Below are 18,625 nucleotides of genomic sequence, written 5' to 3'. Positions count from 1 at the left end.
AAAGTCCTTAGCGCGTGCCGCCGGTTTGTTTGAGGAAGTTGGCGAACAGCTCATGGCCCTGCTCGGTCAGGATTGACTCGGGGTGAAATTGCACCCCTTCGATGTTCAATGTCTTGTGGCGCAACCCCATGATCTCATCGACCGAACCGTCTTCGAGCTGAGTCCAGGCGGTCAGCTCCAGGCAGTCGGGCAAGGTTTCACGCTTCACAATCAGCGAGTGATAGCGGGTGACCGTCAGTGGACGGTTAAGACCTTCGAACACGCCCTTATCCTCGTGGAACACCGGGCTAGTCTTACCATGCATAACCTGGCGGGCGCGCACTACATCACCGCCGAACGCCTGGCCGATGGATTGATGCCCCAGGCAAACGCCGAGAATCGGCAGCTTGCCGGCGAAATACTTGATGGCCTCGATGGACACGCCGGCCTCAGTCGGGGTGCATGGACCAGGAGAGACAACGATGCGCTCGGGTTTGAGCGCTTCGATTTCGGCGATGGTCAGCTCATCGTTGCGCACAACCTTGACCTCGGAGCCTAGCTCACCAAGGTACTGCACAACGTTGTAGGTAAAAGAGTCGTAGTTATCGATCATCAGCAACATGGTTTGAAACCTCTTGAATTCACTGACTTTTGAGACGGCCTTCGAATGATTTACCCGCAGTCTTGCAACGCTCGGTCAGTTGCTGGAATGGAACCGGCAAAAGCGGCATTTCATACGGGTAAAGAAGGCAAACAGGCACAGGTCCGGCCGGGCCGGCAGAGAAAGTTCAGGCGCGCCAACGCCAACGGGCGTGGGCCTTGATGACTTGATCCAAGAGTTTGCTGACGATCAACACGGGGAAGGTCTCATTCATACGTTCCCGCACAGTAACTTAGCTGAGCAGTGGGTGCAATATGGCGCAGAGCAAGCCATCGATGCAGCCTTTAACCATAGCTAAAACGCGAAAGTTTTTGGTACTGTCGTTCCGTTAACTACAACAATAAATAAATGGACTTGCTCATGATCAAACAGACGATGTTTGTACCGCTCGCCAGTTGTGTTCTTGCAATGGCCTGCGCCCAGGCGATTGCGGCCCCCGCTCCCTATACGAAATTCATTGTCTTTGGCGACAGCCTGAACGACGCCGGGCAATTTACCGATACAGGAGGCCCCGCAGGCGCAACCGAGCGCTTCACCAACCGCGTCGGACCGACCTACAAGGATGGCAACGGCGAGGTTCGCGCCGCCAACTCGACGCAGTTACTGGGAGGGAAACTGGGATTTTCACCCGATCAAACGGCCGCATCGACCTCGGCGGTCCGTGCCAGTGAAGGCCTGCCAGATGGTAACAACTGGGCGGTAGGTGGATACCGTACCGATCAGATCCTCGACTCGATCACCACCACATCGGACACCGGTGAGCGCAGTCGGCCCGGTTATCTGCCGAGCAACAACTTTCGCGCTGACCCGAACGCGCTCTATTACCTCTCCGGTGGCGGCAATGACTTCCTCCAGGGCCGGGTAACGAGTCTTGATCAGGCCAATGCCGCAGCCGATCGGCTGGTCAGCAGTGTGCAAACGCTGCAACAGGCCGGCGCCAAATACATCATGGTCTGGCTACTGCCTGACATCGGGCTGACCCCGGCGATCAATGGCAGCCCGCTCCAGGCCTTTACCTCCCAACTCAGCGCCCAGTTCAACACTGAACTGGTCAGCCAGTTGCAGCACATCAATGCCGAAGTCATCCCGTTGAATATTCCGGTGCTGCTCAAAGAGACCTTCGCCAACCCGGCGCAATTTGGCCTGGCCACCGACCAGAACCTCACCGCAACCTGCTTCAGCGGTGACAGCTGTACGGAAAACGCCCGGTACGGGATCAACAGCGCCACGCCGGATCCGACCAAGCTGATCTACAACGACTCGGTGCACCCGACCGAAACCGGACAACGCCTGATCGCCGATTACGCGTATTCCATACTGGCAGCCCCGTGGGAGATGACGCTGTTACCGGAAATGGCCCATGCCACCCTGCGCGCGCATCAGGATGAACTGCGCAACCAATGGCAATCCGACTGGGAAAACTGGCAAAACGTCGGTCAGTGGCGTGCGATTGTCGCCGGTGGCGGTCAGCACCTGAGTTTTGACGATCAACGCAATGCAGCCAGTGCCGATGGCAACGGTTACAACCTGAACATTGGCGGCAGCTACCGTCTCGACGAGGCCTGGCGTGTTGGCGTGGCTGCCGGTTTCTATCGTCAGAAGCTGGAAGCGGGCAACGACAACTCGCAGTACAAACTCAACACGTACATGGGTACGGCGTTCGCTCAATATCAGCAAAATCGCTGGTGGGCTGACGCGGCAATGACGGCTGGGCATCTGGACTACGACAGTCTCAAACGCAAGTTCGACCTGGGCGTCAACGAACGCGGGGAGAAAGGCAATACCAGCGGCACTGTGCTGGCTGTCACCGGTCGCCTGGGTTACGACATCGCGCAGCAGGCAAGCAGCCCGTGGCACTTGTCGCCATTCATCAGCGCCGATTACGCCAAGGTACAAGTCGATGGTTACTCAGAGAACGGCAACGACTCCACGGCACTGACCTTCGGTGACCAGAAGCGCACCTCAAAGCGCCTCGGCGTCGGTTTGCAGGGCAAGTATCAAATCACTCCGCAGACTCAGGTGTTCGGCGAGTTCGCCCACGAACACGAATATAAAGACGACACCCAGGACCTGACCATGAACCTCAACAGCCTGCCCGACAACCATTTCACCCTGCAAGGCTACACCCCGCAAACCAACCTGAACCGCCTGAACCTGGGCGTCAGCCAGAAGTTGACCCCAGACCTGGCGCTACGGGCCAGCTACAACATTCGCAAGGATGACGACTTCACCCAACAAGGCATCAACGTGGGTGTCAGCCTGGACTTCTAAACCGCAGGTAATAAAAAACGCTGCCTCCTCACGGGGGCAGCGTTTTTTGGATGTTCTCTGATGTGGCGAGCGAGCTTGTTGCTCGCCACAACAAGCTCCGTCGTTACAGCTCAGTCTTGTGGGGTTTGCTCGGCCAGGGCCACGGCGCGGAACATCGCGCGGCGCTTGTTCAGGGTTTCTTCCCATTCGAGCGCAGGCACCGAATCAGCCACGATGCCGCCACCGGCCTGCACATGCAGTTCGCCGTTCTTGATCACTGCGGTGCGAATTGCAATCGCGGTGTCCATGTTGCCGTTCCAGGCGAAGTAACCGACCGCACCACCATAGACGCCTCGTTTGACCGGTTCCAGTTCGTCGATGATTTCCATCGCGCGAATCTTCGGCGCACCCGACAACGTACCTGCCGGCAGAATCGCCCGCAGTGCGTCCATCGCGGTCAGGCCGGCTTTCAGCTGGCCGGTGACGTTGGAGACGATGTGCATCACGTTGGAATAACGCTCGATAACCATTTTCTCGGTGAGTTTCACCGAACCGATTTCCGACACGCGACCGGTGTCGTTGCGGCCAAGGTCAATCAGCATCAGGTGCTCGGCAATTTCCTTGTCGTCCGACAGCAGGTCTTCTTCAAGCGCCCGGTCGGCTTCCTCGTTGGCACCGCGTGGGCGGGTGCCGGCGATCGGGCGTACGGTAATCAGGTTGTCTTCAACCCGCACCAGCACTTCCGGCGAACTGCCAACGACATGGAAGTCGCCGAAGTTGAAGAAGTACATATAAGGCGTCGGGTTGAAGCAGCGTAGCGCCCGGTACAGATCGATCGGCGCGGCCTTGAAGTCGATGGACATCCGTTGCGACGGCACCACCTGCATGCAGTCACCAGCAAGGATGTATTCCTTGATGGTATCCACCGCCCGCTCGTAATCGTCCTGGGTGAAACTGGAACGGAACACCGGATCAGCCGCTTGCTGCTTGCTGAAATCCAGTCCGCGGCGTGGAGTGATCGGCTGACGGAGTTTTTCCAGCAGTTCCTCCAGACGCGCCTGACCTTGCTCGAAGGCGTTGTCCTGCGAAGGGTCGGCCAGCACGATGGCGTGCATCTTGCCGGCCAGGTTGTCGAACACCACCACCGCATCGGAGACCATCAGCAGAATGTCCGGTACACCCAGCGGATCCGGGTTCGGGCACTTGCCCAGACGCTTCTCCACATAACGCACGCAGTCATAACCGAAGTAACCCACCAGGCCACCGTTGAAGCGAGGCAGTCCGGCGATCGTCGGCACGTTGTAGCGCGCCTTGAACGTTTCGACGAAAGCCAGCGGGTCTTCAACCTCGTGGCTTTCCACTTCGGCGCCATCGACGGTCACACTGACGTGGTGATCATGCACCCGCAGCACCGTGCGGCACGGCAGGCCGATGATCGAGTAACGGCCCCATTTCTCGCCGCCCTGCACCGACTCCAGCAGATAGGAGTTGGGCTCGTCGGCCAGCTTCAGGTAGATCGACAGCGGTGTGTCGAAGTCGGCAAGGGTTTCGCAGGCAAGCGGGATACGGTTGTAGCCGGCAGCGGCCAAACGCAGGAATTCTTCGCGGATCATGAGGTGCCTCGTGGCGTGAGGGTCTAACAGTCAGGTGTGCAAACGCGCCGGATAACCGGCCAGGATCGAGTCAGGCGCGCCAACGCCAGCGGGCCAGGGCCTTGATGACTTTCATCCAGAGTTTGCGAGTGACCACCACGATGGAGTTTCCAGGAGGGGATTGAACAGCGTCGGGCAACGTTATCTCAGCGGCTGGATCCAGGCAACCGGGAATTAGCTTGCGCAGATCGTCGATCACCAACGCCGGGGACTCTTCGGCAATCGGCCGGCCATGGTTGTAGCCATAGCTCAGGGCTACGCACTTCACGCCGGCCGCCTTGGCCGCCAGCACGTCGCTGCGCGAGTCACCGACAAACAACGATTGCGAGGCCGGTATATTGGCCATTTTCATCACGAAAAACAGCGCCGCCGGGTCAGGCTTCTTCTGCGGCAGGGTGTCGCCGCCGATGATCCAGCGGAAGTAGCGACCGATCTTCATCTGATCCAGCAAGGGTGCGACGAAGCGCTCCGGCTTGTTGGTGATCAGCGCCATTTCGACGCCCTGCTTGTGCAACCACTTCAGGGTATCGCGTACACCAGGGTAAACCACCGTCAGTTCATGGCCATCCGCGTAGGCTTCCATGAAGAGCTCCAGCGCGTGCTCCGCCTCGACATCATCGACACTCGCGTGATCGATATTGCCCGCCAGTGCACGACGGACCAGCACCGGCGCACCGTTGCCCACCCATTCGCGCACTGCGTCTAGACCTGCCGGGGCACGCCCGAGTTTGAGCAGCATGTTATCCACAGCCACTGCGAGGTCAGGGACCGAATCGATCAGCGTGCCATCCAGATCGAACATCACCAGCCGCGGCAGATGCCCCGGGAACAGCTGCTCAAAACCACTCATGGGCGAGCCAGCGCCAGTTCGGAACGCATCTTTTCAATCACTTCCTGGTAGTTCGGCGCATTGAAGATGGCCGAACCGGCGACGAAGGTGTCAGCGCCAGCAGCAGCGATTTCGCGGATGTTGTTCACGTTCACGCCACCGTCGATTTCCAGACGAATATCACGGCCCGACGCATCGATCAGCGCGCGTGCTTCACGCAGCTTGTCGAGGGTGCCAGGAATGAATTTCTGCCCGCCGAAGCCCGGGTTGACGCTCATCAGCAGGATCATGTCGACCTTGTCCATCACGTACTTGAGCACGTCCAGCGGGGTTGCCGGGTTGAACACCAGGCCCGCCTTGCAACCGCCTTCGCGGATCATTTGCAGGGAACGGTCGACATGCAGCGTGGCTTCCGGGTGGAAGGTGATGTAGGTCGCGCCGGCGTCGATGAAGTCGCCAATGATGCGGTCTACCGGGCTGACCATCAGGTGCGCGTCGATGGGTGCGGTGATGCCGTACTTGCGCAACGCCGAGCAAACCATCGGCCCGATGGTCAGGTTTGGCACGTAGTGGTTGTCCATGACATCGAAGTGAACGATGTCGGCGCCAGCGGCCAGAACGTTGTCTACTTCCTCGCCCAGACGGGCGAAATCAGCGGAGAGAATCGACGGAGCAATAGCGAAGGGCTGCATGACGCACCTTTTTTGAGCAGAATCACGATGGCGCGCATTGTATACCTCATGCTTTGACGCGCGCACCGTGACCGCGATGATCAGTAGGCCGCTCGATAAATCTTCTCAATATCGGCGGTGCTCAATTTACGCGGGTTGTTGCGCATCAATCGCTCTATTCCCGCGGCCTCCACAGCCATCGCCGGGATTGCATCTTCCGGTATGCCAAGGCTGTGCAGGCCTTGGGGAATTTCCACTGCGGCACAGAGTCGCGCCATGGCCTCGACCGCTTTATCCGCCGCCTCTTCAGCGCTCAACTGCGCCGTTCTCACTCCAAGCGCCTCGGCGATATCCTGCATGCGTTCGATGCACGCCATTTTGTTCCAGGCCATGACATACGGAAGCAGCAAGGCGTTGCTGACACCGTGCGTCACGTTGAAACGTCCGCCCAGCGGATACGCCAAGGCGTGCACCGCGCCGACCCCGGCGTTGCCAAACGCCATGCCGGCCATCAGGCTGGCGGTGGCCATGTCTTCACGGGCCTGCAGGTTCGAAGGATTGGTGTAGGCCTTGGGCAATGCCTTGATGATCAGCTTGATAGCGCCGATGGCCAGTGCGTCGGTGATCGGCGAGGCGTTGAGCGAGAGGTAGGACTCGACAGCGTGCACCAGCGCATCGACGCCACTGGCGGCCGTCACGCTGCGTGGGCACGTCAGGGTCATTTGCGGACTGACCAGCGCCACGTCCGGCAGCAGATAATCGCTGATGATGCCTTTTTTCAGCTGCGCGACCCTGTCGGACAGTATCGCCACGTTGGTGACTTCCGAACCGGTGCCGGCAGTGGTCGGAATCGCAATCAGCGGCGGGCCTTTGCGCGGCACCTGATCGATACCGAACAAGTCTTCGAGCGCGCCGTGGTAACCGGCATAGGCTGCAACACTTTTGGCGATGTCGATGGCGCTGCCGCCACCGAGGCCGATCAGGCCGTCATGCCCACCGTCGCGGTAGACGCGCATGCAGTCTTCAACGATGGCGATTTCCGGGTCGGGCAACACCCGATCGAAAATTTCGTAAGTACGTCCATCCAGGTGCGCCAGCGCCAGCTCCACCGTGCCGGACTTGACCAGCGCGGCATCGGTGACAATCAGTGGGTTATCGACATCCAGACGGGTCAGCTCGGCGGCCAACTGCTCGATGGCGCCAGCACCGGTGAGCAGTTTGTGAGCAATTTTGAAAGAGGAAATACTCATGTGCGCAGCCTCTTATGAATAGGGGAGCTGGGCACAATAGTAGCTGGGGATTGGGGTTTGTCTGTTATTGCGCGAATGAATGAGCAGACGCTCACAGAAACTCCCCCTGTGGGAGCGAGCCTGCTCGCGATGACGGCCTGACATTCACTCTTGATGTCGACTGACAATTCGCTATCGCGAGCAGGCTCGCTCCCACAGTTGGTCGAGGCGTAGCGTTAAACCTGTGCGGTACGCAGTTTCTCGCTGCGGCCACGCAGCCATTCCAGGGTCAGCAGCAGGAACACCGAGAAGACGATCAGCAGCGTTGCTGCAGCGGCGATGGTCGGGCTGAGGTTTTCGCGAATACCGCTGAACATCTGCCGTGGCAATGTCGCCTGTTGAGGGCCGGCAAGGAACAACGTGACCACCACCTCATCGAACGACGTCGCGAAGGCAAACAGCGCTCCGGAAATGACCCCCGGTGCGATCAACGGCAAGGTCACACGGCGGAACGCCGTCAGTGGCGAAGCCCCCAGGCTGGCGGCCGCACGCACCAGGTTCTGGTTAAAACCTTGCAACGTCGCCGACACGGTAATGATCACGAACGGCACACCCAACACCGCATGCACGACGATCAGCGAGATAAAGCTGTTGCCGAATCCCAGCGGCGCGAAGGCCAGGTAACTGGCCACACCGATGATCACCACCGGCACCACCATCGGCGAGATCACCAGCGCCATTACCAGGGCCTTGCCGGGGAAGTCGCCACGGGTCAGGCCAATCGCCGCCAGCGTGCCGAAGACCATCGCCAACACCGTCGCCGCCGGGGCGACGATCATGCTGTTCTTCAGCGAGCGCATCCATTCGGCCGAGGCGAAGAAGTCCTGGTACCAATGCAGCGAGAACCCTTGCAGCGGGTAGACCAGAAAACTCCCCGAGTTGAACGACAGCGGGATGATCACCAGCACCGGCAAAATAAGGAACAACAGGATCAGCCCGCAGAGAATGCGCAAGCTGTAGAACCACACCCGTTCGATGGGCGACACATAAGGACTCAGCATTTCGATTCTCCCCTTAGCTCAAGCGCAGGCGGCTTGCGCCTACCAGCCAGCTGTAAATCAGATAGAGCACGACAGTCGCCAATAGCAGCAGCCCTCCGAGTGCGGTCGCCATGCCCCAGTTGATGCTGGTGTTGGTGTAGAAGGCGACGAAGTAACTGACCATCTGATCGTTCGGGCTGCCGAGCAGCGCCGGGGTGATGTAGTAACCAATCGCCAGGATGAACACCAACAGGCAACCGGCGCCGACACCGGCATAGGTCTGCGGGAAATACACCCGCCAGAAGCTGGCGAACGGATGACAGCCCAGCGAGATTGCCGCACGCATGTAGGTCGGAGAAATGCCTTTCATCACGCTGTAGATCGGCAGAATCATGAACGGCAACAGGATGTGCACCATCGAGATGTAAACCCCGGTGCGGTTGAACACCAGTGCCAACGGCTTATCGATGATGCCCATGGCCATCAACGCGCTGTTAATCAGCCCGCCCGATTGCAGCAAGACAATCCACGCCGCCACCCGCACCAGAATCGAGGTCCAGAACGGCAACAACACCAGAATCATCAGCAGGTTGCTTTGACGTGACGGCAGGTTGGCCAGCAGATACGCCAACGGATAGGCGAGCACCAGGCAGATCGCGGTGATGATCAGGCCCATCCAGAAGGTCCGGGCAAAGATCTCGAGGTAGATCGCCTGATCGGGGGTCGCCGGGGCGATTTCGCCGAGGTCATCGATCCGGTGGTCGACCGCCGCCAACAGGTAATACGGCGTGATGCTGCTGGTGTTGCGGCGTACCGCTTGCCAGTAGGCCGGGTCGCCCCAACGCTCATCCAGCGCTTCGAGTGCATCTTTATAGGAGGCTGGTTCAGTTTTGAACGGCAGCGCTCGCGCGGTTTTGGTCAGCAGGCTGCGATAGCCGGCCAGTTCCATATTCAGTCGCTTGGACAGATCGCCCAGGCTTTGATTCTTGCGGGCCTCCAGGAGGTCTTCGCTGGCAGCCTTGAAGACCGGATCCGCCGGCAAGCCTCGGCCATCCCAGCTTGCAATGGCAGCCACGGTGCGCGGCATCCCGCCGACCACTTCCGGGTTACCGACACTTTTGTAGAGCAGCGCCACGATCGGCACCAGAAACACCAACAACAGAAACAGCACTAATGGCGCGATCAGGGCCTGGGCCTTCCAGCGGTTGACCCGCTCGGCACGCGCCAGGCGCTGCTTCAAGGTGCGATTGGTGCCCTCGTTCAGGGGAACGGCGATGGCCATGGCGAACTCCGAAATTCTTTAAACGATGCGGCGCCCCCACCGGGAGGACGCCATGTTGATCGTTCCCACGCTCTGCGTGGGAACGATCAAGCCTGCGGCAGCTCTTACTTCGCAGCCCACGAGTTGAAACGCTGTTCCAGTTGCTCACCGTTGTCAGCCCAGAAGCTGACGTCGATCTGCACCTGGTTGGCGATGTTTTCCGGGGTGGTCGGCATGTCTTTCAGAATGTCTTTGGACAACAGCGGTACGGCTTGGATATTGGCCGGGCCGTAGGCGATGTTTTCCGAGTAGGTTTTCTGCTGTTGCGGCATGACCGAGTACGCGATGAATTTCTTCGCGGCTGCGGCGCGGGTTTTATCCAGGCCTTTTGGAATCGCCCAGGCATCGAAGTCGTAGATGCCGCCGTTCCATACCACTTTCAGGTTGCTTTCTTTCTGCACGGCAGCGATCCGGCCGTTATAGGCCGAGCTCATGACCACGTCGCCGGAAGCCAGGTACTGCGGCGGCTGTGCGCCAGCTTCCCACCACTGAATGCTTGGCTTGAGCTCATCGAGTTTCTTGAAGGCGCGGTCCTGACCGTCCTTGCTGGCCAGCACTTTGTAGACGTCTTTCGGCGCGACGCCGTCGGCCATCAAGGCGAATTCCAGGGTGTACTTGGCGCCTTTACGCAGGCCACGTTTGCCCGGGAATTTCTTGGTGTCCCAGAAATCCACCCAACTGGTCGGAGCGCTTGCCAGTTTGTCGGCGTTGTAGGCCAACACGGTCGACCACACGAAGAAACCCACGCCGCATGGCTGGATGGCGCCCTTCACGTAGTCTTCGGACTTGCCGAACAGCGCCGGGTCGAGCGGCTCGAACATGTCTTCGTCGCAACCACGGGACAGCTCTGGCGATTCAACCTCTACCAGATCCCAGGACACGCTCTTGGTGTCGACCATGGCTTTGACCTTGGCCATCTCACCGTTGTATTCACCGGCGACGATCTTGCCGTTGCCCGCGGCTTCCCACGGTGCGTAGAAGGCCTTGACCTGCGCCGCCTTGTTCGCGCCGCCAAACGACACCACGGTCAGGTCGGGACCGGCCATTGCGTGCGCTGCGCCCATCATGCCCATAACGAGGGCGGTGAATTTCAGGGATCTCAACATTATTGTTCTCTCCACGTGCAGGGTTGGTGTTGGTAAAGCGGGGGGCGATCAGTTCGCCTCTAGAAGTGGGTCGAGCGCGCGAACGTGTTCGACCTGCCAGCCAAGCGGTACCACGTCTCCGACCGCCAGCGCCGGATCAAGCTCGGCAATCGGCTGTTTCACGAAGAAGTCGGTCTTGCCGCAGACTTCCAGGCGAACACGGACGTGGTCGCCTAGATAGATGAATTCCGCCACCCTTCCCGAGAAGCGGTTGACGCACGATTCGCTGGAACCATTAAGGCTCACGCGCTCCGGACGAATGGACAGCGTCACTGGCTCGCCGGTCTTGCCGACATTCACCGCCAGCGCTTCGACCTTTTCACCACGCCCCAGCTCAACCACGCAGCGGTCGCCAGTGTGGCTGTGCAAACGGCCGTTGAGACGGTTGTTCTCGCCAATGAAGTTGGCGACGAAGGTATTTTTCGGCTTTTCATAGAGTTCGCGCGGTGGCGCGATCTGCTGTATTTCGCCTTGATGGAAGACCGCCACGCGATCGGACATGGTCAGGGCTTCCCCCTGGTCGTGAGTCACGTAGACCACGGTGACGCCGAGGCGCTGGTGCAGGTGTTTGATCTCCATCTGCATGTGTTCACGCAGCTGTTTATCCAGTGCACCCAGCGGTTCGTCCATCAGCACCAGTTGCGGTTCAAACACCAGCGCCCGGGCCAAGGCCACACGCTGTTGCTGACCACCGGAAAGCTGCGCCGGATAACGCTGGGCGAACGCGTCGAGCTGAACCATGCTCAGCACGCGCTTGACCCGGTCACTGACGTCGCTTTTGTTCAGACCACGAACGGTCAGCGGGAACGCGAGGTTCTCGGCCACCGTCATGTGCGGGAACAATGCATAGTTCTGGAACACCATGCCGATGTCACGCTTGTGCGGCGGCACGTTGTTGATCGCACGTCCGGCCAGCAGGATTTCGCCGGCGGTCGGCGTTTCAAAACCGGCGAGCATCATCAGACTGGTGGTCTTGCCGGAGCCGGACGGCCCGAGCAAGGTGAGGAATTCGCCTTTGCGAATCTCCAGGTTGAGGTCTTTGACGATCAGGTTCTCGCCGTCGTAGCTTTTTTGCACTCCACGAAAGCTGACCAGAACATCATTCGCTCCAGCGCTTGAATCGACCTCGCTCATACCCGCACCTTTGTATTCTTTATATGTAGGACTGCTGAGGACTAAGCCTAGTGGAGCCTGGAGACCGCGCAAATCGGGACGCAGGAGAGAATCGCCTCAGCCGGATGGAAGGTTGGGTGTAGGGATTGCCCTACAAGGATGGCGGGATTGGGTATGTCGATAAGCGATAGTGGCCAGCATCAGGCTGCAAGCCACAAAAGCCGGTGGGACCGGGCTTTCCGTCATGTCGCAAATGGACATGCCAACACGTTACCCTGTAGGAGCAAGGCTTGCTCCTACAGGGTAAACAGGGAGCTCAGAGGAGCTTGTGCTCCATCGCGTACTTCACCAGTTCGGCAAGGGAGGTGATGTTGAGTTTCTGCATCAGCCGCGCCTTGTGGGTGCTGATGGTTTTGCTGCTCAACGCCAGTTGCTGGGCGATGTCATTGACGTTGGCGCCCTGGGCCAGACGCTCGAACACCGAAAACTCACGCTCCGAGAGCAACGAATGCAGCGGTCGTGAATCCGTCAGGCCGACCTCGAAGACCATTCGGTCTGCCAGCTCCGGATCGATGTAGCGCCCGCCTGCCGCGACTTTGCGAATCGCCGTCAGCAGCAACGCCGGATCGCTGTCCTTGGTGGCATAACCGGCAGCTCCGACCTTCAGCGCACGAGCCGCCATCTGCGCCTCGTCGTGCATCGACAGCACCAGGATCGCTGGTGGACTGTTCAGTGCGCGAATCCGCGGAATCGCCTCCAGCCCGTTAACCCCGGGCATGGAGATATCCAGCAACACCACCTCGCAGGGAATATGGCGCAAGGTCTCGAGCAGTTGCTCGCCATTGCTCGCCTCCCCCACCACCAGCAAATCCTTGGCGAGGCCGATCAACTGTTTGATGCCTTCACGGACGATGGTGTGGTCTTCGGCTACCAGTACACGGATCACGCGTTTCTCCTCATTGATGGGTTGAGCGCCGTTAAAGATCGCAGCCTGCGGCAGCTCCTACAGAGGTACGCCCCGATCTTTCATCAATCCAGCGGCACACATACGCGCAGGGTCGTGCCCTCGCCCGGCTCACTCTCCAACGACAACTGGCCGCCCATGATCAGCACCCGTTCACGCATGCCGACCACCCCGAAGGAAGTCGGCCTGCCTTCGGGGGTGACAAAGCCTACGCCATCATCGCTGACCGTCAGGCACAACTCGTCGCCTTCCAGCACCAGTGTCAGTTCAACAGTATGCGCCTGTGCATGGCGCATGACATTGGTCAGCGCCTCCTGAAGAATCCGGAACAGACCGATAGCCTTGGCGTCGCTGAAGGTCGGCAGGTTATCCGGCACTTGCACCAGACACGGGATCTGCGTGCGCGCTTCGAAACGCCGGGCCTGCCACTCGATGGCTGACGCGATCCCGGCGTCGAGAATCGGCGGACGCAAGGCCGTGGCCACGTCCCGCACCAGCTGGAACAGTTGGGCGATCAGGCGCTTCATACTGTTGAGACGGTCACTCAAGCCCGGATCGAGTTCGGCGTAGGCCAATTCGCACATCGAGGTTTCCAGCTTCAGCACCGTCAGCATCTGACCCAACTCATCGTGAACTTCCCGGGCAATCCGGGCCTTTTCCTCTTCCCGCACACTTTCCAGGTGCGCGGACAATTCACGCAATTGCTCGGTAAGTCTCTGCAACCGCGCCTCGCTTTCCTGCAGCGCGGCCAGAGCCCGACGGCGCTCGGTGACGTCGTTGAGGTAAACCACCAGGTATTCGCCGTCGCGAAACCGCAGAAAACTCAACGACACATCGGCCGGGAGAATGCTGCCATCGGCGCGCACGCAGTTGGTTTCGAAACTTTGTGGCGCGTCCTCGCTGGCCCGGGCACTCTTCCACAGGCTCAACCAACGGTCCATGTGCAGCCCGGGCTCGAAGTCGATCAGTGGCCGATCAATGACGCCACCCGGTGCATAACCGAGCATCGCCTCCGCCGCACGGTTGGCGTAGCGCACATGGCTGTCCCAATTGACCCAGAGGATCCCGACCGTGCTTTGATCAATCGAGAACTGCGTCAGGCGCAACGCCTCTTCGCTGGCCTCGCGCAGGGCAATGTCTTCGCGGGCCGCCAGTAAACGCTGCTCGAGGGTATGTTGCTGACGGCGCTGCCACAGCACGATGGCCATGCTGCTGAGGAACAACACGGCCAACAACAGGCAAAGGTTTTGCCAGAACCCCGGCGACTCGGTCAGACGCGGGTATTTGGGTTGCAGCCAGCTCGCGTGCAACTGCTCAAGATCCTTGGCGGGAATCGCATGCAAGGCGCTTTCGACGATGCCGGCCAACTCCGGCCAGTCGCGGCGGGTCGCCACCCGTAGCAATTGCGGCAGGCCAATATCGCCGACCACCACCAACCCGGAGAATTCGGGTTCGATCGACAAACGGCCTAGTTGGGCTTCATCAACGACAGCGTAGCGGGCCTGTTGAGCCAGCAGCAGTTGCAGTGCCTCACGCTCCGTCGGCACGCCTTGCAAGTTGAGATTGCCGTAAGTGTTGCGTAGATAATCGGCAATCGCACCAGGCATGCGTACAGCGACCCGCGAATGGCTGTCGATTTTTTCCAGTTCGATGGCACCGGCGCCCTTCTGTTCGCCGACCACCAGTTGCGGCACACGCATGTACGGGTCGCTGAATTGCCATAGACGCAAGCCGGCGGGGGTTTGGGTCATGCCCGGCGCAAGGTCGACTTCACCTTCGCGCACGGCTTCTTCCAGTTGCGCCACATCAGGAAAGTGGCGCCACGAGAACTCGATATTCAGCGAGCGGGCCACCCACTGCATCAATTCGATATTGGCTCCGGACAACCGCTGCAAGCGCCGGTCGTACTGTGCAAAAGGTGCTTGCAGCACCACACCCACGCGCAGTTCGCTGTGCTCGGCGAGCCACTGGCGCTGCTCGGCGTTCAGTGGCGCACCCTGCGCAGGCAACGCCGGTGCCGCCCATGCCATCAAGGGAAGCCAGCAACAGCCGATAACCAACAGGCAGCGAAAACGCATCATCCGAAGTCTCACACACTGACAAATACTGACCAACCCATTAGGCTGCCGGGATTACTTCTGGCCTGGAATATCCGATGCCCCCTGTCTACCGCTTGGCACTGCCAGCATTGTGCCTGTCGCTGATCCTGCCTTGTGCCTTTTCAGCTCAGGCCGCCGACCCGGCACCCGCCACCACGGAAAAGTCCGCCGCAGAAAAACCGGTTGAACGCCAGCCTCTGCCAGAGCGAAGTCAGGAAGAAGCCGCGGCCCTGGAGCGGACAGTCCCCGCGCAAGAGCAACAGTCGTTGCAGGCCGGCAGTGACAGCTTTCTCGCGCTGTGGAAACCGGCCAATACCAGCACCCCAAAAGGTGCGGTGATTATCATCCCCGGCGCTGGGGAAACCGCTGATTGGCCTCAAGCGATCAGTCCCTTGCGGCAAAAACTGCCCGATGCCGACTGGGGCAGCCTGAGTCTTACTCTGCCAGACCTGCAAAGCAATGCCCCGCAAGCGCGCGTCGTCAACGTCGCACCCGCGCCGGCCAAAACCGAGACCGGCAGCAAAGATGCCAGCACTGCTGCCCCCATCGAGCAAGTGGCCGGCGGTGAAGGGGAAATCGCCGATCGCGCAGTTGCCGAGACCAGCGAAGAGCAAGCCAAGGCTGACGCCGAGCGGATCTACGCACGGATCGACGCAGCCATTGCGTTCGCCGAACAACAAAATGCTCGCAGCATCGTCTTGCTCGGTCACGGTACGGGGGCTTATTGGGCCGCGCGCTACCTGAGCGAAAAACAGCCCTCGCACATCGAGAAATTCGTGATGGTTGCCGCACAGACACCCGTGACCGCAAAGCCCGGTCTGGCCGAACTGACCACCACCTTGAAGCTGGCTACCTTCGACATCTACTACAAGGACAAGGCACTGGTGCAGAGTGCTGCCCTGGAGCGCTTGCAGGCCAGCAGACGCCTGAAGGCCTCGACGTTCAGTCAGCTTGCACTCAAGACCTTGCCCGGTAACAGCGCTGCCGAACAGGAGCAGTTGTTCCGGCGTGTACGCGGTTGGTTGAATCCGCAGAACGCTGGTAGTTGATTGATCTGCGGCGCGCCCATCGCGGGCAAGCCTTGCTCGCGATGAGGCCAGTCGCCAATTACCGAAAATCCCGTCGCTCGCGAATCAACGTATAGGCACTGTGCAACTCGCGGGTTTTGTCGGTTGCTTCGCGCACCTGGGCAGGTGTCGCCCCCGTGCCGGCAATCTTGTCCGGGTGATGGCGACTGAGCAGGCGTCGATACGCACGCTTGATTTGCGACGGCTCACTGGTGGCAGACACCCCGAGCAGCCGCAACGCGTCCTGATATGCCGCCGCGCTGTTAACCAGAGTCTTCTTTTGTGGCTCGTAATCGCTGGCCAGGGCCTGCACTTGCTCCGGCGTCCAGCCCAGCCACTTGCCCCACTGCGAAATCAACTCACGCTCGGCGCTTCCGGCACGCCCGTCGGCCCAGACCATCCGCCAACAGGCGCGCAAGACACCTTCTGCGGCATGCGGCTGCGCGCTTAAGCGGCGCAGGTAGCCGCGCAAGCGATCATGTCCCGACTTGCCACGGTTGAACGCCGCGATTGCGCGCTTCTGCGCCGATTCGCTCATTTCCAGCGAACGCATTTCCTGACGCGCCTGGTAGATATGACCATCCACCACCCGGCCATCGCTCTTGGCCAGACGCCCCAGCAATACAAACAACAATTCATCGTTGCGCAACATCGGCCGACCGCCGAGTCGCTCACGCAACTGCCCGAGGCTTTGCAGCTGCAAGCGCCGGTCCAGCGCCTGCCCTAACAATGCGCCGAGCATGGCCCCCGGAATGCTGGCTATGGCAAAGCCCGCTCCGGCTCCGATCAGAGTCCCTGGCCACAACATGTCAGTAGCTCGCTTCTATCAAGTGTTCAACTTCGGCCAGACGTTCGTGAGTGCCGACATCGACCCAGTGCCCGTGCAGGCGCTCGCCACTCACCTGCCCTTTCGCCATGGCATCGCGCAACAGCGGAGCCAGTTTGAAGGCGCCGGCCACGCACGCTGCGAAGAGTTTCGGATGCAGCACGGCAATGCCACTGTAGGTGAGCGTCTGCGTACCTGGCTGGCCGTCCCGCACCTGGCCATCGACCAGGCTGAAATCACCGCTCGGATGGTGCGCCGGGTTATCGGCAAGCACCAGGTGGGCCAGGCCTGCCATCGGTTGACGCAGAGAAGTGAAGTCGTAATCGGTCCAGATATCACCGTTGACCACCACAAAGGCCTCATCCCCCAAGAGCGGCAAGGCGCGGAAGATCCCGCCGCCCGTCTCCAGCGGTTCACCTTCCGGCGAGTACTGGATGCTCAGGCCATAACGCGAACCATCGCCCAGGTAATCTTCGATCTGCTGTCCCAGCCAGGCGTGATTGATTACCACCTCGCTGAAACCTGCCGCCGCCAGCGCTCGCAGCTGGTACTCGATCAGCGGCACCCCGCCAACGCGCACCAGCGGCTTGGGTGTGGTCAGGGTCAGCGGGCGCATGCGCTCGCCTTTACCGGCTGCCAGAATCATTGCCTTCATGCAGTCACTCCGACCGACTGACGCAAACTGGCCAGCAACACATCCAGTTCCACCAGCTCAGGACGACGAGTGACCACTGCTTCTATATAAGCAAAGAAGCGCGGTACATCGCCGAGGTAGCGCGGCTTGCCGTCGCGGTGGCAGATGCGGGCGAAAATGCCGATCACTTTCAGGTGACGCTGCACACCCATCAGGTCGCTGGCACGCAGGAAGTCTTCGAAATCAGGCTGAACCGGAATACCGAGCGCAGCCGCTTGTTGCCAGTAGTCCGCCAGCCAACCGAGCACACGCTCTTCGGGCCAGCTGAGGAAGGCGTCCTTGAACAGGCACGTCACGTCATAAGTCACCGGCCCGTACACCGCGTCCTGGAAATCCAGCACGCCGGGGTTAGGCTCGCTGAGCATCAGGTTGCGTGGCATGTAGTCGCGATGCACCAGCACTTGGGGCTGGGCCAAAGCGCTGTCGATCAACCTGTCGCTGACTTGCTGCCAGAGCATTTGCTGCGCCGAATCGAACTCGATGCCCAACTCGCGCTTCACGTACCACTCCGGGAATAGCTCCAGCTCGCGGCGCAACAGTGCCACGTCATAGCTGGGCAGTGGCGCATCCATCGGCAACTGCTGAAAAGCCAGCAACGCTTGCAAAGCATCCTTGAACAAATCGTCGGCATTTTCGCTGTCGATCACGTCCAGATAGGTCTTGCTGCCCAGGTCATTGAGCAAAAGAAAACCGCGTTCAAGGTCTTGTGCGTAGATTTTCGGTACGTTAATTCCGGATTTCGCCAGAAAAAAGGCGATATCCACGAACGGTTTACAGTTTTCCTGGGGCGGCGGAGCATCCATCACGACGAAGCTTCTACCGTCACCTTCCCAACGGAAGTAACGGCGGAAACTCGCGTCGCTACTGGCCGCGGTCAACGTGGCCGGGGGCACGGCACCCCATCCTTGCGCGGCAAACAGCGTTGCCAATTGCTCATCGAGCCAAACTTTCAGGTGTTGCAAGCGTACATCTTGGTCAGGCATTACAAGGGTCTCCGACGGCGCTAGCCGTCAAGCGGGTCATGCTTTATTATCCAGCATCTTTTTCAGACCATCGAGAGGCGTGCGGCCCACACCGCGGGCAGA

The 18,625-nt window shown here is 60.0% G+C and carries 16 protein-coding genes; 2 read left to right on the top strand and 14 right to left on the bottom strand.

From position 1 onward, the window contains the following. Positions 1-7: 7 nt before the first annotated feature. On the bottom strand, positions 8-601 hold the full coding sequence (locus tag FPT12_RS02335; protein WP_019693903.1) for an aminodeoxychorismate/anthranilate synthase component II: 594 nt from the start codon (positions 599-601) through the stop codon (positions 8-10). A 399-nt stretch (positions 602-1,000) separates the two neighbouring features. Between FPT12_RS02335 and estP the strand changes: the two genes are divergently transcribed. Next, positions 1,001-2,911, top strand: coding sequence for an esterase EstP (gene estP / locus FPT12_RS02330; RefSeq protein WP_145014459.1), 1,911 nt, complete (start codon positions 1,001-1,003; stop codon positions 2,909-2,911). A gap of 110 nt (positions 2,912-3,021) precedes the next feature. Here the strand turns inward: estP and trpE are convergent, their stop codons facing one another. The 10 genes from trpE to FPT12_RS02280 form a co-directional block, all read right to left on the bottom strand. Beyond that, a complete protein-coding gene (gene trpE, locus FPT12_RS02325; RefSeq protein WP_145014458.1) occupies positions 3,022-4,503 on the bottom strand; it encodes an anthranilate synthase component I in 1,482 nt (493 codons plus the stop codon). 70 nt (positions 4,504-4,573) lie between these two features. Beyond that, on the bottom strand, positions 4,574-5,392 hold the full coding sequence (locus tag FPT12_RS02320; RefSeq protein WP_145014457.1) for a phosphoglycolate phosphatase: 819 nt from the start codon (positions 5,390-5,392) through the stop codon (positions 4,574-4,576). Then, positions 5,389-6,063: a ribulose-phosphate 3-epimerase gene (gene rpe / locus FPT12_RS02315; RefSeq protein WP_019693907.1), complete on the bottom strand. Its 675-nt coding sequence runs from the start codon at positions 6,061-6,063 to the stop codon at positions 5,389-5,391. Before rpe ends, FPT12_RS02320 begins: the two co-directional genes overlap by 4 nt. An 80-nt stretch (positions 6,064-6,143) precedes the next feature. Continuing rightward, positions 6,144-7,292: an iron-containing alcohol dehydrogenase gene (locus FPT12_RS02310; protein WP_145014456.1), complete on the bottom strand. Its 1,149-nt coding sequence runs from the start codon at positions 7,290-7,292 to the stop codon at positions 6,144-6,146. A 215-nt stretch (positions 7,293-7,507) separates the two neighbouring features. After that, positions 7,508-8,332: an ABC transporter permease gene (locus FPT12_RS02305; protein ID WP_145014455.1), complete on the bottom strand. Its 825-nt coding sequence runs from the start codon at positions 8,330-8,332 to the stop codon at positions 7,508-7,510. Between the two features lie 13 nt (positions 8,333-8,345). Then, positions 8,346-9,593, bottom strand: coding sequence for an ABC transporter permease (locus tag FPT12_RS02300; RefSeq protein ID WP_145014454.1), 1,248 nt, complete (start codon positions 9,591-9,593; stop codon positions 8,346-8,348). 104 nt (positions 9,594-9,697) lie between these two features. After that, positions 9,698-10,738, bottom strand: a complete 1,041-nt coding sequence (locus FPT12_RS02295) for an ABC transporter substrate-binding protein (protein WP_145014453.1) — start codon at positions 10,736-10,738, stop codon at positions 9,698-9,700. A 48-nt stretch (positions 10,739-10,786) separates the two neighbouring features. Next, a complete protein-coding gene (locus FPT12_RS02290; RefSeq protein WP_054594303.1) occupies positions 10,787-11,911 on the bottom strand; it encodes an ABC transporter ATP-binding protein in 1,125 nt (374 codons plus the stop codon). Between the two features lie 295 nt (positions 11,912-12,206). Continuing rightward, positions 12,207-12,836 (bottom strand): response regulator transcription factor, encoded by a 630-nt coding sequence (locus FPT12_RS02285; protein WP_145014452.1) that lies wholly within the window; start codon positions 12,834-12,836, stop codon positions 12,207-12,209. Between the two features lie 83 nt (positions 12,837-12,919). Next, complete coding sequence (locus FPT12_RS02280) at positions 12,920-14,932, bottom strand: transporter substrate-binding domain-containing protein (RefSeq protein ID WP_145014482.1); 2,013 nt, start codon at positions 14,930-14,932, stop codon at positions 12,920-12,922. Positions 14,933-15,009: 77 nt separating this feature from the next. Between FPT12_RS02280 and FPT12_RS02275 the strand changes: the two genes are divergently transcribed. Then, positions 15,010-16,002, top strand: coding sequence for an alpha/beta hydrolase family protein (locus FPT12_RS02275; protein WP_145014451.1), 993 nt, complete (start codon positions 15,010-15,012; stop codon positions 16,000-16,002). Positions 16,003-16,060: 58 nt separating this feature from the next. On the opposite strand, the gene FPT12_RS02270 is transcribed toward FPT12_RS02275, so the two are convergent. The 3 genes from FPT12_RS02270 to FPT12_RS02260 are packed head-to-tail and all read right to left on the bottom strand — an operon-like array spanning position 16,061 to position 18,523. Next, the gene (locus FPT12_RS02270) at positions 16,061-16,828 is read right to left on the bottom strand and encodes a TerB family tellurite resistance protein (RefSeq protein WP_145014450.1); all 768 of its coding nucleotides are present in this window, start codon (positions 16,826-16,828) and stop codon (positions 16,061-16,063) included. A 1-nt stretch (position 16,829) separates the two neighbouring features. Beyond that, positions 16,830-17,501 (bottom strand): N-acetylmuramate alpha-1-phosphate uridylyltransferase MurU, encoded by a 672-nt coding sequence (murU, locus tag FPT12_RS02265; RefSeq protein WP_145014449.1) that lies wholly within the window; start codon positions 17,499-17,501, stop codon positions 16,830-16,832. Further along, a complete protein-coding gene (locus FPT12_RS02260) occupies positions 17,498-18,523 on the bottom strand; it encodes an aminoglycoside phosphotransferase family protein (RefSeq protein ID WP_145014448.1) in 1,026 nt (341 codons plus the stop codon). The genes murU and FPT12_RS02260 overlap by 4 nt, the downstream gene beginning before the upstream one ends. Positions 18,524-18,625 lie beyond the last annotated feature (102 nt).

This window comes from Pseudomonas sp. H3(2019) (assembly GCF_007713465.1).
Taxonomy (GTDB): domain Bacteria; phylum Pseudomonadota; class Gammaproteobacteria; order Pseudomonadales; family Pseudomonadaceae; genus Aquipseudomonas.
Note: the sequence above shows the minus strand (reverse complement) of the source record. Positions and strands in the feature narration are given on the sequence as shown.